Origin of the sequence: Candidatus Uabimicrobium amorphum (genome assembly GCF_009002475.1) — a bacterium.
Taxonomy (GTDB): domain Bacteria; phylum Planctomycetota; class Uabimicrobiia; order Uabimicrobiales; family Uabimicrobiaceae; genus Uabimicrobium; species Uabimicrobium amorphum.
This window is the reverse complement of the sequence record NZ_AP019860.1, coordinates 3,009,945-3,025,824: the sequence shown is the minus strand read 5'-3', so window position 1 is coordinate 3,025,824 and position 15,880 is coordinate 3,009,945. Positions and strand designations below refer to the sequence as shown.

13 protein-coding genes are annotated in these 15,880 nt (G+C 41.3%); 6 read left to right on the top strand and 7 right to left on the bottom strand.

Features of this window, described 5'->3' with window-relative positions; translation table 11 throughout:
• The first annotated feature begins 7 nt into the window (after positions 1–7).
• From UABAM_RS10725 to UABAM_RS10700, 6 genes are all read left to right on the top strand, one after another.
• Positions 8–1,327, top strand: coding sequence for a 6-phosphofructokinase (locus tag UABAM_RS10725; RefSeq protein ID WP_151967999.1), 1,320 nt, complete (start codon positions 8–10; stop codon positions 1,325–1,327).
• A 70-nt stretch (positions 1,328–1,397) separates the two neighbouring features.
• Positions 1,398–2,648, top strand: coding sequence for a tyrosine--tRNA ligase (gene tyrS / locus UABAM_RS10720; protein ID WP_151967998.1), 1,251 nt, complete (start codon positions 1,398–1,400; stop codon positions 2,646–2,648).
• A 63-nt stretch (positions 2,649–2,711) separates the two neighbouring features.
• Positions 2,712–3,434 carry a hypothetical protein gene (locus UABAM_RS10715; RefSeq protein ID WP_151967997.1) on the top strand — a complete coding sequence of 241 codons (723 nt, stop codon included), beginning with the start codon at positions 2,712–2,714 and terminating at the stop codon, positions 3,432–3,434.
• Positions 3,418–3,810 (top strand): HIT family protein, encoded by a 393-nt coding sequence (locus tag UABAM_RS10710; protein WP_151967996.1) that lies wholly within the window; start codon positions 3,418–3,420, stop codon positions 3,808–3,810. The genes UABAM_RS10715 and UABAM_RS10710 overlap by 17 nt, the downstream gene beginning before the upstream one ends.
• A gap of 1 nt (position 3,811) precedes the next feature.
• Positions 3,812–6,946: an isoleucine--tRNA ligase gene (gene ileS / locus UABAM_RS10705; protein ID WP_151967995.1), complete on the top strand. Its 3,135-nt coding sequence runs from the start codon at positions 3,812–3,814 to the stop codon at positions 6,944–6,946.
• A gap of 61 nt (positions 6,947–7,007) precedes the next feature.
• Positions 7,008–7,457: an MAPEG family protein gene (locus tag UABAM_RS10700; protein ID WP_151967994.1), complete on the top strand. Its 450-nt coding sequence runs from the start codon at positions 7,008–7,010 to the stop codon at positions 7,455–7,457.
• 411 nt (positions 7,458–7,868) lie between these two features.
• Here the strand turns inward: UABAM_RS10700 and UABAM_RS10695 are convergent, their stop codons facing one another.
• The 7 genes from UABAM_RS10695 to UABAM_RS10665 form a co-directional block, all read right to left on the bottom strand.
• Positions 7,869–8,513 (bottom strand): chloramphenicol acetyltransferase, encoded by a 645-nt coding sequence (locus UABAM_RS10695; RefSeq protein ID WP_151967993.1) that lies wholly within the window; start codon positions 8,511–8,513, stop codon positions 7,869–7,871.
• A gap of 36 nt (positions 8,514–8,549) precedes the next feature.
• A complete protein-coding gene (gene iscB, locus UABAM_RS10690; RefSeq protein WP_151967992.1) occupies positions 8,550–9,950 on the bottom strand; it encodes an RNA-guided endonuclease IscB in 1,401 nt (466 codons plus the stop codon).
• A gap of 259 nt (positions 9,951–10,209) precedes the next feature.
• Complete coding sequence (locus UABAM_RS10685) at positions 10,210–12,711, bottom strand: DUF4132 domain-containing protein (protein WP_151967991.1); 2,502 nt, start codon at positions 12,709–12,711, stop codon at positions 10,210–10,212.
• Positions 12,712–12,715: 4 nt separating this feature from the next.
• Positions 12,716–13,108 carry a hypothetical protein gene (locus UABAM_RS10680; protein WP_229759385.1) on the bottom strand — a complete coding sequence of 131 codons (393 nt, stop codon included), beginning with the start codon at positions 13,106–13,108 and terminating at the stop codon, positions 12,716–12,718.
• 220 nt (positions 13,109–13,328) lie between these two features.
• On the bottom strand, positions 13,329–13,856 hold the full coding sequence (locus tag UABAM_RS10675) for a flavodoxin domain-containing protein (protein ID WP_151967990.1): 528 nt from the start codon (positions 13,854–13,856) through the stop codon (positions 13,329–13,331).
• Positions 13,857–13,872: 16 nt separating this feature from the next.
• On the bottom strand, positions 13,873–14,823 hold the full coding sequence (locus tag UABAM_RS10670) for a Kelch repeat-containing protein (protein ID WP_173013242.1): 951 nt from the start codon (positions 14,821–14,823) through the stop codon (positions 13,873–13,875).
• A gap of 145 nt (positions 14,824–14,968) precedes the next feature.
• Positions 14,969–15,844 carry an ankyrin repeat domain-containing protein gene (locus tag UABAM_RS10665; protein ID WP_151967988.1) on the bottom strand — a complete coding sequence of 292 codons (876 nt, stop codon included), beginning with the start codon at positions 15,842–15,844 and terminating at the stop codon, positions 14,969–14,971.
• Positions 15,845–15,880: the final 36 nt, after the last annotated feature.

Below are 15,880 nucleotides of genomic sequence, written 5' to 3'. Positions count from 1 at the left end.
AAATTACATGAGTATATCTATTCAAAGAGGTAAATTGGGAATTTTGGTGGGAGGTGGACCCGCTCCCGGTATTAATGGCGTAATTCGTGCGGTGACTCTCGAAGCTTTAAAGCGCAATTGGGAAGTTGTCGGGTTTTATGATGGCTACCAGTGGTTGTCAGCGGGAAACATTGACGATGTGTGCGAAAAAAGTGCCAAATTAACAGTGGAAGATGTGTATAAAATTCACTTCCAAGGTGGATCTATACTACGAACGTCGCGGACAAACCCACGGAAGATAGAAAATGGTGTGCAAAATTGTGTGACCATGTTAAAAGAAGTTGGTATAGACAAGATGGTTACGATTGGTGGTGACGATACTGTTTATGGTGCGTACTTGCTGTCTGAAGAAGCAAAGAAACAGGGGTTAGATATCCAGTTTGCACACGTACCAAAAACTATCGATAACGACTTACCCCTTCCTGAGAACATAAATACGTTTGGCTTTGCAACCGCGTGTCATGTTGGTGCGACTTTAATGAAGAACTTAATGCACGATGCTAAAACGACAAATCGCTGGATGTTGGCTGTGGCAATGGGGAGACATACCGGTCACCTTGCTTTGGGAATTGGAAAAGCTTCAGGAGCCACTTTAACAATAGTGCCCGAACAGTTTGAAAATAAGACAATTACTATTGATGATGTTTGTGACCTTATTCAAGTTGCGATGGTGAAGTGCAATGTGCGTGGACAAAATCACGGTGTCGCTGTTATTGCCGAAGGAATTAGTGAGCTGTTACCCGACGAAGAAATCGAAAAAATTCCTGGATCGAAAATCACACGTGACTCTTTTGGAAATAGACGTCTTGCTGATGTGAACTTGGCGTTGGGAATTCGCACCAACTTGGAAAAGCGTTTTTCGGAATTGGGAAAAAGTACGCGCTTAGTTTCTGTAGAGCTAGGTTACTTATTGCGCTGTGCTGATCCTATACCACAAGATCAAATTTATACAAAAGATCTTGGGTATAGTGCCGTGTATTTCCTTCTCAATAAAGATGATAAGTGTCAGGGAAATGTCGTCATTTGTTTAGATAACGGTGAATTAAACCCCATACCTTTCCAATCTATCATAAGCCCCGAAACGGGAAAATCGAAGGTACGTTATTTAAATACCAATAGCTACGTTTACCGAATTGCACAAGAATACATGATGCACTTAAACGACCGAGATTTGGATAATACAAAATTTTTGGCGCAAATGGCCGCAGAACTCAATATGAATCTCGACGATTTCAAGGAGCGTTTTAAGCATACAGTTTTTCATTCACCAAAGGATATTAGCAGTTAGTTAGTCTAATAATACGGCAGCAAATACCAACGATTTTCTACACCAAAGTTACAACAGGAGTCAAAAAAATATGAATGCGTTTGATGTTCTACTGGAGAGAGGTTTTATCGCAACGGAAGACGATGGAACCCCTAAGCAAGTTACCGATATGAAAATACGCGATATTCTAGAAAAAAAGAGCATTGCCTGCTATATCGGATTCGATCCCACGGCAACATCTCTCCATGTAGGTAGTCTAGTTCAAATTATGGTTCTTGCTCACATGCAACGTGCAGGTCATCGTCCTATCGCACTCGTAGGAGGTGGAACAGCGATGGTCGGAGATCCTTCTGGCAAATCAGAAATGAGAAAAATGCTCACTGCGGAAGATATCGAACAAAATATGGCCGGGTTAAAAAAACAACTCAGTCGTTTTATTGAATTCTCTGATGATAAAGCCATAATGGTGAACAATGCCGATTGGTTGTCCCCCATTAATTACATTGAGTTTTTACGCGACTACGGCGTACATTTTTCCATAAACAGGATGTTGGCCGCTGAATCTGTAAAATTACGTCTAGAAAAAGAGCAAGGTTTGTCGTTTCTAGAGTTTAACTACATGCTGCTTCAGGCTTTTGATTTTCTTCACCTTATCAAAAATAACGATTGTATATTACAAATGGGTGGTGACGATCAGTGGGGAAATATTTGTGCGGGAATAGATCTCATTCGTCGTGTCGAGCGAAAAACGGGATATGGAATTACTTTTCCTCTGATTACTACTGCTTCCGGCGCAAAGATGGGAAAAACCGAAAAAGGAGCTGTGTGGTTAGATGGAGATCTATGCTCACCTTTGGATTACTACCAGTTTTGGCGTAATGCCGACGACCGCGACGTCAAAAAATTCTTGGGACTTTTTACTTTCTTGCCAATGGATAAAGTCAATGAGTTGGGAGAATTACAAGGAAAAGACATCAACGAAGCAAAGAGAATACTCGCTTTTGAAGCCACCAAACTAAATCACGGCGAAGAGGCCGCAAAAACAGCCCAAGAAACCGTCGAAAAAATATGGAGTGGTGACAAAAAGGGTGCGGATATACCTAGTCTTGAAGTCGAATCTTCTGAACTAGAAGAGGGAATTTTAGCGGCAGAGCTTTTCTTTAAGTTGAATCTTACACCATCAAAAAGTGAAGCGAAGAGACTCATCAAAAAAGGTGGTGCTTCTGTTAACGATGAGCGTATACAAGCTTTTGATTTTAAAATTACAACTTCCCACCTCCAAGAGGGAGAAATTTTATTGCGCGCTGGTAAGAAAAAATATGCCAAAGTCGTTGTTAAGTAAATTGGTCTAGTGTAGCATTGCCAATATTTTGGCAATGCTACATTCCTTCATTCAGATAACAAAATGGAAAAATTACAGTTAAAACAATCATTACTTGCCTGCAAAGATCATGTTGATCGCGAATGGCTACAAAAACATAGTGCACTATTTGTCGAAGAACACATGGCAAAACTATCGCAAAACTTGTTGGATTTCCACAAAAATGGAGTCCGTGATACTCAACCACTTCCGCACTTTCATGTAGAGTGTACACCGCCCCTTAGTCAAGCCTTTATCGATTTTCAAGACGCACTTTCCGCGTTACAGAAAACTCAATTTGCGACAACAACTTCTAACTTGGCACTTCTTGGCAGTTGTTTGCAAAAAGCAGGATGTATGAAAATACTTATGTTGTTGGGACAGCGTCATACTCCGGCAAGCATCACGGATTACACTGCGATACCTCCCACAACAGAGCTATTGATGTCTTCGGCATTTATGGAAGGTAAACAAGGACTAACAATTGCTGCGCGAGCATGGACGAAACACGTTGGCCGTTCCGACGATAATTTTTGGGGCGAAGTGAAAGGCTCTGCGCAAACAAAGAACAATAACGCGCGACAAATTGTCTTGTCTATTTTACAAAACACCACATGGTGGAATATTTTCTATCATTACAAACACGCGCTTGTTTACGAAGCTAGGGTATCAAGTGGACATGGAGTTCGCTGGGGAAAAAAAGGCGAAGAATTTATTGGTTTTCTAGAACCATTTCTCGAGGAAGAAAAAAATGGCGACAATTTTTGAAAAAATTATTTCGGGTGATATCCCCTGTGCAAAAGTGTATGAAGATGAACGTTTTCTGGCATTTCTAGACGTTCGACCTGTAAATACAGGGCACACTTTGGTAATCCCCAAAGAACCACATCCGTATATCTTTGATCTTGATGATGAAACATATACCGACTTAATGAAATTATCAAAAAAGGTAGCAAAGCATCTAAAAGAAAAACTCGACTGTCAACGCGTATGCATGACAGTGATTGGTTGGGAAGTGCCGCATGTACACGTGCATTTAATTCCCACAAATGAAATAAAAGAACTGCCGTTAAACGGACCAAACGTAAAGAAAGCTACACCAGACGAGTTACGCGAAATCGCTGAAAAATTACAAGGATTATAAAATGAGTTTTAATGAAGTGAGTACTCAAGTAAGTTTTCCCGATGAGGAAAAGAAAATACTAGAGTTTTGGAAAAAAGAACAAGTGTTCGAGAAAAGCGTAGAAATGCGCTCGGAAGACAAATTGTATAGTTTTTATGATGGCCCGCCTTTTGCCACAGGTCTCCCGCATTACGGTCACTTACTCGCGGGAATTATCAAAGATATTATACCGCGTTATTGGACAATGAAGGGCTACCGCGTCGAACGTCGTTTTGGTTGGGACTGTCACGGCTTGCCTGTCGAATACGAAATTGATAAGAAACTCGATATCAAAGGCCGCAAGGGTGTAGAAGAGTTTGGTATTGCTAATTATAACGATGAATGCAAGAGCATCGTTCAGCGCTATACATCTGAATGGCGTCAAACTGTGGAACGAATTGGACGTTGGGTCGATTTTGACAACGACTATAAGACCATGAATCCTGATTTTATGGAATCGGTATGGTGGGTTTTTAAACAACTTTGGGAAAAAGACCTAGTATACCGCGGCTATAAAGTTTTACCGTATTCCACTGCGGTGGCAACACCACTTTCGAATTTCGAAGCGAGTTCCAATTACAAAGATTTACAAGATCCTTCAATTACGATTGTTTTTAAAGCGATTGGTGAAGAAAATACTAGCTTTTTAGCTTGGACAACCACTCCGTGGACCCTACCGAGTAACTTAGCACTTTGTGTGGGACCAGAGATTGAGTATGTGAAAATCAAGACCGATAAGCACGATGATTTTCTCATCATGGCAAAAGAACGACTCAAGGCATACTTTCCCAAAAACAAAGGTTTCGAAATACTCGAAACTTATGAAGGGAAAGATCTTGAAGGCAAGGAATACGAGCCACTATTTCCATACTTTAGCGAAAAGCGCGAAGAAGGTGCTTTTAAAGTACTCGTTGGCGACCATGTGACCATTGAAGACGGTACAGGAATCGTTCACACCGCACCGGCATTTGGTGAAGAGGACTTTACGATTTGTCAAAAATACAATATTCCCGTAGTGATGCCGATAGACGATGATGGGCAATTTATCGAGCCAGTGAGTGATTTTCTGGGACAACATGTAAAAGCAGCAGATAAAAATATTATCAAGCATCTCAAGGAGAAAAAACTCCTATACAAGCAAGATACCATCCAACACCGCGTTCCTGTATGTTGGCGTTCCGATACACCGCTTATTTATCGCGTGATTTCGACATGGTTTGTCAAAGTGGAAGAAATCAAAGAGCGCATTATCGCCAATAACAAAAAGACCAATTGGATTCCCGAGCATTTACGTGACGGACGTTTTGGAAAATGGTTAGAAGGTGCTCGCGACTGGGCAATTTCACGTAACCGTTTTTGGGGAAACCCTATTCCTCTATGGATGAATGAGGAAACCGGAGAAACACTTTGCGTGGGTAGCATTGCCGAACTTGAGGAGCTTACGGGTAAAAAAATCACTGACATACATCGCCAGTACATCGACGATTTGGAAATCCCGTCACCGACAGGCAAGAAGCCTCTAAAGCGAGTGTCGGAAGTACTCGATTGCTGGTTCGAGAGTGGATCGATGCCTTACGCGCAAGCGCATTATCCTTTTGAAAATAAAGAAAAGTTTGAAAAATCATTCCCTGCAGATTTTATCGCAGAAGGTTTAGATCAGACACGAGGCTGGTTCTATACATTATCTATTTTAGGAACGGCATTATTTGATTCTATACCATTTAAAAACGTAATCGTCAATGGTATCTTGCTTGCCGAAGATGGCAATAAGATGAGTAAGCGTCTAAAGAACTATCCCGATCCGAATTATGTTCTCGACGAATACGGTGCCGATGCACTACGCCTATATATGATTCAGTCTCCTGCGGTACGCGCGGAAGACCTGCGTTTCTCTGAAGCGGGAGTAAAGGAAATTGTACGTCGCGTTATCCTCAAGACATGGAATGCATACAGTTTCTTCTGCAATTACGCGGCAGTAGACAAATGGAAACCTTCCGACAAAAAGGTTGAAACCACAAACTTGTTGGATAAGTGGATTGTGTCACGTATGCAAAGTTTACTAAAGCGCATAGAAGAAGAAATGGCTGCGTATCGTTTATACAATGTAGTACCAGCTATCCTTGACTTTGTGGAAGACTTGACCAATACCTACATTCGCTTTAACCGCAAAAGATTCTGGGAACAAGGCCAAAGTGACGATAAAGAAGCTGCTTATCAAACATTATATGATGTGCTCATTAATCTCTCTAAAGTAATGGCGCCATTTACGCCGTTTCAAGCGGAAATTATTTACCAAAACCTATCGCAACATAGTGCGGATAAAAAAGAAAGTGTACACCTAGAAGATTTCCCGACTGCACAAGACGAAAGCATCTTGCCAAGTTTGGAAACATCGGTGGGTATCATGCAACAAGTATTGGTTATGGTGCGTAACTTACGTGAAAAAGCTAAAGTAAAGGTTAAAATTCCGCTAAAGCGCATGACGATTATTCACCGTACAGCAGAGTTTTTAGAAAACGTAAAAGAGCTAGAAGGCTACATGAAAGAAGAACTCAATATTCGCGACATAGATTACTCGCAAGAAGAGGAGAAATATGTCGAGTTGCAGGCAAAAGCCAACGGACGCGTATTGGGTAAAAAGCTAGGCAAGAAGTTTGGCGTTATCAATAAAAAAATCCAAGAACTTTCGACGGAAGAGCTCTTTAAGCTAGAAAGTGGCAAAGAAATCGAAATCGAAGGCGAAAAGATCACCAGTGAAGGGGTCAATGTACACCGCACTCCACAACCGGGACACGAATACGTGGCGTCAAATATTCACATCACTGTAGAGATCGACGCAACCGTAGATGAAGATCAAATGCTAGAAGGTCTGGCACGCGAAATCGTCAATCGCGTACAAAAACTACGCAAAACAGCTGATTTGAAGTTAGACGACAATATTCATATCGAATATAGCGCTGAAAAAGACTTGCAAAAAGCCATCGATAACCACCCAGACTATATACAAGAGCAAACTCTTGCTAAATCTCTAAAACAAAGCGATGAGCCTCAAGGAGATACCAGCGAAGAGTACACCATCGACAAGCAAAAGCTAGTGCTAGCAATCAAAGTGGCATAACCAATTATTTTCGTTCCCGTTTCATACGGGAACGAAGTAACCAATATTTGTGAGGTACGATATGTTACGCGACAATCCTGCATTTCACTACTGGGTTTTCCTATGTGTGTTTTTCTTTTTCAAAATGTTCGTGAATTCCATGATACAAGGTTACAGTCGCTTCAGAGGTAACCACTTCATCAATCCCGAAGACACCGAAAGATTTGCCGATAAAAACAAAGAGGCCATGCAAAAATACATTGACCGCGACGAACGCGCTGCAAGATGCTGGCGCAATGATTTGGAAAACATTCCGATGTTTTTGCTGTTGAGTCTGGCACTAGTAATCTTAGGTGGTAACCCGCAATATTGCTTGATTTATTTTATCACGTACGCCTGTATTCGCGCTTTACACACCACATTTTACATGTGCGCAAAACAACCACATCGCGGAGCGATGTTTGCGTTAGGTATTGCGGTAACAGCCACAGTAGCGGGAAATTGCGTGTATTTAATTTCGCTTACTTGGTAGGTGTTTTGGTGTGATTTTCGTTTCCGGATTGGTGCCCTCACCATCGAATGAGCAGTTACAGCTGTGCTGTAAGCTGCTATTCTCATACCTCTCCCACAGGGAGAGGTGTAATGCTTCTCTTTTGTTAAAAACAAAATTCTCTTGAGTTGCGGGACAAAGTTGTGGTGCAGCAAACTAGTTCATCAATGTTATGTTGGTGATATGCATCAAAGAAAACAAATGGAAGCAAATAAGACGTGTTACGCCTCTCCCTGTGGGAGAGGCATGAGAATTAAGGCTTTTAGCGAAGCTGAAACCTTAAATTCGATGGTGAGGGCACCAATCCGGAAACAAATTTCTTTTGTTATGTTGCTTACAGCACAGCTGTAACTGCTAATTCGATGGTGAGGGCACCAATATGAAAACGAATCTCTACACCAAAAAATCACCACAACCATCAAAAAAGCGTTGCAGTTTTTCCAAGTACTGCGCAACGTGAAAACCATCCATTAACGCATGATGAACCTCTACGGCAACCGGCATATTGACCTCATCTTCTTGCTGTTTGTATTTACCAAACACGATACGCGGTACGGAGTCGTTCCGTGGCATGCGATGTGCGTGCGATAAACCGGTAAAGTGAATCCACGGCAAGACCGAATAATACACTAAATCATCGCGTTGTTCATTGGAATCAAAAGGAAGGTCTTCAATATTGCGTGTAATTTCTTCGATTTGTGCGCGAAAGTTATCAAATTCTGTGGTGTAATGCAGATAACAAAAACGTATACTTCCATCTTCTTTCATCATCACCCAACCCGCATCGATATGGTCGTGTATCACAACTTTGTCATTGTGTATGCGATAGCGCATTTCTGATACTTCGTTGACCGCTTTCTGCGATAGATAAAAATACGCATGTGATAGAGGGATGCTGTTGTCTTTGCAATATGTGAGTAAATTTTTGATGTTGAGCATAGTACAAATATTAAAAAATGGATTTTCGTACGCTTTAAAGAAATAATATTGTTCACGGCGCGACCAGTTATCAATATCTAAGTATTGTTGTGCAGGCATTGCAATTCCTTTTGTGTAAATTAGATTTCTATTTCATCAATTTATGGCGAGGATACCCCGACTTCTATAAGTTGGGGAGGAATCGCCACTCTGACGCGAATGCGCGAAGCATGAGCACGATGCCTTTTTCAATCTCGCATCTCCTTTCTGGAAATAAAAATATCCATCAACTTGTTGTATCAACTGACAATAACGATAAGAAATACCTTGTACTGTAGAATTATTCGTTTTGATATTGAAATATCCGTTAGATCTTACGGCAACACGACCAACATAAACACCCTTTTTCTTACCTTTTGTCACAATGGCTTTTACGATGTCACCGGTTTGAAAGTCTTTTACCCTTTTTTGACTTTTCGCTGTTGTACGAGGGAATCCAAATTGATCCATGCGACACATTTGCCTACTGCCCCTACCTTGAGATTGGATACCCAAAGGTATTAGGTCTTGAGAAATAGTTACATTCTCTCCACTCTCTCCTGCACAGGCAGCATCAATCCAGTGTTGTTTGTTGAATCCGTTGTGTCGACGATTTGCTTTTGTTTTTCCTCCACTTGCAAATTCTACATCTATACCGAGTTTCTTTAACTGGTTGCCGATGACGTAGCGTGTTGTGTTGATACTTGCAGCATCCCGCAGTGTTTTTTTACTATAAGACACAATTTTCTGTAATCTTTTGTTGTCTTTGCTTAGAAAATTGTGGATATCACCATTACCTTTGTTTTCGTTGCACTTACGACAACTAATGGTCAGATTAGATACACGATTACTTCCGCCTTTACTTCGTGGATGAATGTGATCTATCTCCAATGCAACATTTTCTGCATCGCAATAGACGCATTGATGATTCCATTTGTAAAGTAGGTATTCGCGAATCTCGTAGCCAAACAGTGTTCCTTGTTGATACTCGACGCCTGAAATCTCAGGATTTTGTAGCTTCTGGGTATCAAAACGATTTGTTTCTACACACAAGTTGTCAATTGGTGTATAAGTGAGTAGTTTTTTCGTCCAATTAAAGATGTTATCTACTTTTGATTTTAAAGAAGGTGCAATCCATTCTTTTTTTCTTGTACGATTACTGAATCTTGGTGGGCGATATCGTGTTTTACGATTGCGACGACTACGGCGAATTGCACGCCTTTTGCTTAGCAAATCGACTATTTTTTCGCCACGATGTTCTAGTTCTGCTGCCCAAGTAACGATTGTACCTTTTTGAAAAAATACGACAAGAGCCATCCCCGTAATTTTGCTTCCCGGATCAAACTTGAGTTGCACCTTTTGTAAGTCTCCCTGTGTTCTTTTTTGGAGAATGATGGTAAAGGGCTCTTGCCTGTAGACACTTGCTTTTCTTTCTTTTAACAATTGTCGTGCTCTCGCTGGAGAGCATGGCATTAGAGGTTTTCTATTTTTACTGAGTACAAACACTCTTCTTTGCATCAAAGCTATCTTTCTTTGTAAAGTACCAAATTACTTTGGTTTCTCGGTTTAGAACCGGTAAAGGTCTCCTCGCTAATGTTATGAAACGGTTTTGTATGTTAGCAGCACTGGCTTAACCCACTACACCTGTTTAACTACTAACCGTAGAGTCTGGAGCTGGAGAAGCACCCCAGAGTACCTATATTTTCGTTTCTAACGCTTATCAAGTTTGTTACACTTGATATAAGCTGGTCAACAACTGAGCTTACAAGCTCCCACTTCAAGTACCGTTAGGTACTAAGTGGGGGTAGTTGACTTCGATCTGTGCGAGAATAGTTTTGTCTTTTATTTTGTCGTCTGCGGCAAGCATGAAAGCTTTACTCAAAATGAGTGCCAAACGATTGTCTCCAGCAAATGGTAGAAAAACATTGCCTTGTTTACGCTGTTTTATGACATCTTGGACAATGCACAGATATTGATCGTTGGGTGCCATTAATATGTTACCGCTGCCTAAGTGAATCTTATAGTGACGAATCTTTCCCTTTACGTAAAGATATTTGCCTTCAATAGAACATACATCGGCTATTTTGAGTTTGGGTATTAGGCGCTCCAGTGTATCTTTGCGCATGGCGGCAGATTCGGATAAGTCACCAAAAGAATAGCTTTCCCAATATTCGTAGTGGTCACCATCTTGCCATTGGGGATCGTTGCCTATGCTGGAAATGCTAACGAAAAGATCAATATCACGCATGACTTCACTAAAAATGAAAGCCGGAACATCACATAAGCGTACATAATCTTCTGCTCCGACAAAGTGTACGCGGTCTGTAGAAACATAGTTTATAACGCCTGCGGGAGATGTGGAGTCATCTCCGCTGTAGTGGATCATGAATTCCGCAGTGAGGTTCCATTTCTCCAATTTGAGTCGCGCCACTCCCGCATCACCACTATCCCAGGACCCTAGAACGTCGTATTGCCAATTTCGTTGTTGGCAAAGAGTCGTGAGAAGGTGTTGCTTGATAATGTGTGCCGCAAAACGGTTGGAGTATGTATCTGTGGTGAATTCGGCATCGGTAATGATATATACTTCACGGTGCGCTTGTTTAAAAGGTTGTACGATTTCTTTGTGTTCGAGAAATTCGCGCCACTTTAGCACCTCGTTGCTTGAAAAGCCAATGGGGTGCCATAATTGTACGGTGGTTTCTTTGTCTAACCATTTGATTTGTTTGCCATTTACATCGATGATTTTGCCGTCGTGGTAGATACCACAACTATGTCGTTTATCTTTTTTGAAGAGCCAAATCAGTTTTTTTGTCAATACGGAAAGTAGGCTTTGATTTAGGTATCTTTCTTGCCATAAGGAGTAACTCCAAGAGATATCAGCTAAAAATAGTCTTTCGAGGCGCGCTTTTTGTGCCACCAGCATTGTTTGGGTGTCTTTCGCAACTTTTTTGATATCTTTTAGTTGTTGTGGGTGTTGTTTTTTTACTTGGACAGGTACAGATTTTTGCGTTTTGCCCGACGTATTAAACCATTGCACACTTGTTTGAGTACCGGTGATGACAATTTGTGCACGACATCCGGCGATTTCATATTCTAACTTGCTCAGTTGCGGAACGGCAATTTCTTGTATTTGTTCTTCGGTCATTTGATGGCGATCTTTTAATTTATCAATGACGAGTTGTATTTGTTCCAATCCCCAAGGGCTTTTAATTCTCATCTTCAAACGAATCAATTGCATCAAAGCTTCCATAGTGCCTATTTGTTCGAGAGTATAAAAACAAGCGGCGGCGATTTTGCTACATACTAAACCCTGTGGTGTTTTTTTTAATCCCCCTTCTACTGCATCACCGATCGCTTGTAGCGGTGGTTTACTAACGAGAGAGCAGTACCACACAAAGCCTTTTAGGATGTGAGCATTTTTGTCTTGCAAGCGTTTTGTCTCTCGTTTTAATTCGCTCAACCAATTCCCCACATATTTGCAAAACTGTTTGTCATCCACATCTTTAATGAGTTTTTGCGCTTTTTTTAACCACGATGTGGAGGGAGAATTGCGGTTTGCTACCGGAGCGTGTTGCAGCAATTTATACCAAATCTTCGGCAATTTATCTATTTGTGAGATGAGCAACTCTGCCCAGTGTTCACCTCCTTTGGGGAGAGATTTTATTTTAGGATCTTGGGACTCGCTATCTTCCAAAAAATTGTCAAGTGCTTTTAGGGATTTTTCGCCACCATAAAGAAAACTGGCAGCATAAGGCTCTTTTAATTGTTGCAAAAGTGGCTTTGCCATGGGAATACAGTTTTGATTGCGCTTTTTCTTTAGGTGTTTTAAAATTCCGGGGATTAGCCCGGGGGTAACCGCATGATGAGGATGCTTTAAGTTCAATTGTGCAATATTCACTGCGGCGATTAAAATGTCTTCCACATCTTCGGGAGTATATGGCTGAGTTAGCGACATAATCTCTTGTACCAATGTTTCTATTTCGGGATAGACAATATCTAACACACAACCTATCCTATCATTATAATCTTGTTCGTGTTTTATTTTGACTAGGGTTATTAAAAAATGATTCTTTTTGGGGATGTGAGCCCATGTAATTCTTTCCAATGCAGCATGTAAGATAATAATCTGTGTAGGTTTTTCTTGCTGCATGATGTCTTTTTTGTCGAACCCTGGTCCGTTAAGGCCACTTTCAATAAACGCGTCTAAAAACTGATGTCCTAGGGCAAAAGGAGAATTGGTGTAGTCGAACCTGTCAGGGCCTATTTTTTGTTGCGCCAATGTTCTAGCCTCCGACCAAAGGTACTAATTTGATAAAACAGACTTCTGTATCCACACGCAATTCTATTTGAGTGTCCAAGTCCTCTATTTGTTGATGGTCGACCAATACAAAATATCCATTTTGCGTGAAGGCGTCTATCGCCAACTTGTACTGCTGCTCCCAATCAATTTTGCGCTTTTCGCGCAACTTATAACCATTGAGCACTTTTTCGGCTTCTTTAGGCTGTACAAGCCCCTGAAAATATCCCGGAGTGGAATTGTTATAGTCTTTTACTTCTTGGTAAACTCTGCGGCGAATCAATTCGCGCAAGGTAATGTGAGTGGTGAGCATGTCAATAGTCAGTGTGTGAAACCGGTCACCGTTGGCGTACTCGTCGTGAATACTTACTTGTTGCACAATTGGTCTCCAAAAATATATACTTTGATCTACCATCGCATTACAAAAGAATAACTCTAACAATTTGCGATGTAGGGGCGGACCTAGTGTCCGCCCGTTATATCAATTTCGCGATAGATGTAATTATCTTTAAGTGTACAAACACCGTAAGTTAAATGCCAAAAATATTTTTATTTTTGGATAAATTTATCTAGAGCGCTCGAAAGCGCTCTAGCAGTTATTACCAATCGTCTATATATTCACGTAAATGATTTACCCAGGTTTGTATTCGTTGTGGTGTGAGGTTTTTTTCGTTGTGTTGATCAATCGCCAAACCGTGGATTTTTTTTTGTCCAAGGAAAGCGCTTTTCGTGTAGTGGTAATCTTCGGGTGTGCATTCTCCTAGAAAAGCTATGTCGTAGCAATTTTTGAGTTCGTTGTGCATTTGGTTAAGTGCCAGGGCAAATTTTTTTGGATAATTCTTGCGATCTCCCAAAGTGAATAGCGCTACGTATCTTTCGGAGAAGTCGAGTTTTTTCAAGAACGGAAAAACGCTTTTCCAACGAAAATGCATCGTCCCTCCGGTGTAGGTGGGAGAGCCGAAAATTAAAAAATCATATTCATCGAAGATGCTGTAGTCCTTTTTCTTGATGTGGAAGATGTCGAAAATATCGGTGCGATCTTCTCCAAGTTCTTTTTGAATTTCTTCGGCAACCGTTTTGGTATTTCCGGCACCTGTCGCATAAAAAATGCCTATGAATTTATCCATTGTTGTACAAATACCTCTATTTTGTAACTTTGACAACGTCCAACTTCGCCGTTTTCCCCATCATACTGCCACCGCCGACCATAACAAAACCATCTTTGATCGGTAGCATTTGATGAAAAAATCTCGGGCCAATTTCACTAACGACAACCCATTTATTGTCTTTGGTGTCTAATTTTTGCAAAGAGCCCGTAACAGTACTCACGTAAAGTTCACCGTTTAACACCGCTGCCGAACATCCAAAGCCTGTCATTTTGGAACCTTGTAGCTGTGGTCCATCTGCCCAGGTATTCGTTTTGATATCGTACACCCCGACTTTTGTTGTCGGGCCTCCGACCTCTTGCATTCCGCCAATCACGTAAACTTTATCTTGGAATGCGATTACGGCAAGCGCTCTTCTCGTAAAAGGTGTGTCGGCAAGTTTTTCCCATTTTGCACCATCGCTGTTGGTGTCGTATACATATACCGTTTTGTGCCAGGTTTTCTTTTTGCTTTCCATGCTCCAGCCACCAGCAATGTATATTTTTCCATCGGCAATAGCCGCTCCATGAGACGAACGTCTTTCCGGCAAGTCCGGTAGTTGTTGCCATTTGTCGGTGTAGCAAAAGAACTCCTTTGTGGACCATAAATCGTGCTTTTCTCCTGTGCTATTTTTGGCGGAAAAGCCACCGATACGGTAAAGAGATTTTCCGTGAGCAACCATCGCCAATCCTTGCATGCGTGTGGCTCCTTCGGATATTTTTTCCCAACCAGCGTCTTTTTTCAGCTCTAGTTTCCATAAACGGTTTGATTGCTCTTCTTTTGAGTAACTGTGAGGTTTACCTGCGTGACCACCATATAGATATATGGTATTGTCCACAATGACACCGCCCAAGCTGGTAAGCTTTTCGGGCATGTCGGGAAAGTTGTACATTTGATCATTGGCACACAAGGCCGTTATCATTGCTAAAATACATAGAATTTTTTTCATTATTTTTTCCTTGTTTAAAAAATAGAGATAGAGACTCATTCTCAATTAAGAAGTGGAATATATATAGAAGTACACTAAAGATACGAAATAACTTGGTGATGTCAACACAAATTTAGCGAGAAACGTTTTTGCTGGAAAATAAACGTTATTTAAATGCAGCAATGATGGCCTTATTTTTTTGTGCTTTGGCATAATCTAGTGCTGTTTTGCCTGCACGATCTTTTATATTTTTCTTTGCCCCAACGGCTAAAAGGCGTTTGATAATTTGCAATTGTTGTTGTTCGGCGGCAATCATGAGAGGTGTGACACCTTTGTCATTTTGTGCATCAACATTTGCCTTGGATTTTATGAGTAGCGCAACTGTTTTTTCATGCTTTTCGGAAACGGCAAAAATGAGAGCTGTTTCACCAAATTTATCTTTGGTATTGACTTGTGCACCTTGGGAAAGCAATTTTTCTACCATTTCGTGATCGCCCAAAAGAGAGGCAAACATCAGCGGGGTGCGTCCGTTTTGTTTTGCAGTATTTACATTTGCACCTTTTGCGATCAATAGTTGGGCAACATTACTGTGTCCGTTCCATATCGCGAAACTCAGAGCGGTTTCGCCGTTCGCGTCTTGGGTGTTTATGTCGCATTTTGCCTCAATGAGAGCGCTAATAATGTCTCTGTATCCGCCTTGAGCGGCGACCGTGATGGCTGTTTCTCCTGCTTTACTACGCAAGTGAACATCGGCACCAGCACTTAAAATGGATTCCACTACTTGTAGGTGTCCTTCACGAGAGGCGACAATAAGCGGTGTGTACCCTTGGTCATCTTGCATGTCAAGGTCTGCACCTTGCAAGATAAATTCGTATACCGTTTCCGCGTCACCTTGTTTCGCGGCGTCTATCAATAAGATTCCATCGACTTCGGGATTTTCTGAGTCGACAATTTTCGCTGTTTTTCTTTGAGGAAGGTCGTTGTTGAGTGTTGATGTACACCCTGATATTAGCATAAAAAAAATGAGCGCGTATATTTTCATCGTAATTTCCGCCGTAGTGTTGTGTTAAAGAGGTAA

Excerpts from the sequence above, each read along its gene's own strand:
- UABAM_RS10725 (WP_151967999.1), top strand. The coding sequence starts at position 8 with ATGAGTATATCTATTCAAAGAGGTAAATTGGGAATTTTGGTGGGAGGT.
- tyrS (WP_151967998.1), top strand. The coding sequence starts at position 1,398 with ATGAATGCGTTTGATGTTCTACTGGAGAGAGGTTTTATCGCAACGGAA.
- UABAM_RS10715 (WP_151967997.1), top strand. The coding sequence starts at position 2,712 with ATGGAAAAATTACAGTTAAAACAATCATTACTTGCCTGCAAAGATCAT.
- UABAM_RS10710 (WP_151967996.1), top strand. The coding sequence starts at position 3,418 with ATGGCGACAATTTTTGAAAAAATTATTTCGGGTGATATCCCCTGTGCA.
- ileS (WP_151967995.1), top strand. The coding sequence starts at position 3,812 with ATGAGTTTTAATGAAGTGAGTACTCAAGTAAGTTTTCCCGATGAGGAA.
- UABAM_RS10700 (WP_151967994.1), top strand. The coding sequence starts at position 7,008 with ATGTTACGCGACAATCCTGCATTTCACTACTGGGTTTTCCTATGTGTG.
- UABAM_RS10695 (WP_151967993.1), bottom strand. The coding sequence starts at position 8,513 with ATGCCTGCACAACAATACTTAGATATTGATAACTGGTCGCGCCGTGAA.
- iscB (WP_151967992.1), bottom strand. The coding sequence starts at position 9,950 with ATGCAAAGAAGAGTGTTTGTACTCAGTAAAAATAGAAAACCTCTAATG.
- UABAM_RS10675 (WP_151967990.1), bottom strand. The coding sequence starts at position 13,856 with ATGGATAAATTCATAGGCATTTTTTATGCGACAGGTGCCGGAAATACC.
- UABAM_RS10670 (WP_173013242.1), bottom strand. The coding sequence starts at position 14,823 with ATGAAAAAAATTCTATGTATTTTAGCAATGATAACGGCCTTGTGTGCC.
- UABAM_RS10665 (WP_151967988.1), bottom strand. The coding sequence starts at position 15,844 with ATGAAAATATACGCGCTCATTTTTTTTATGCTAATATCAGGGTGTACA.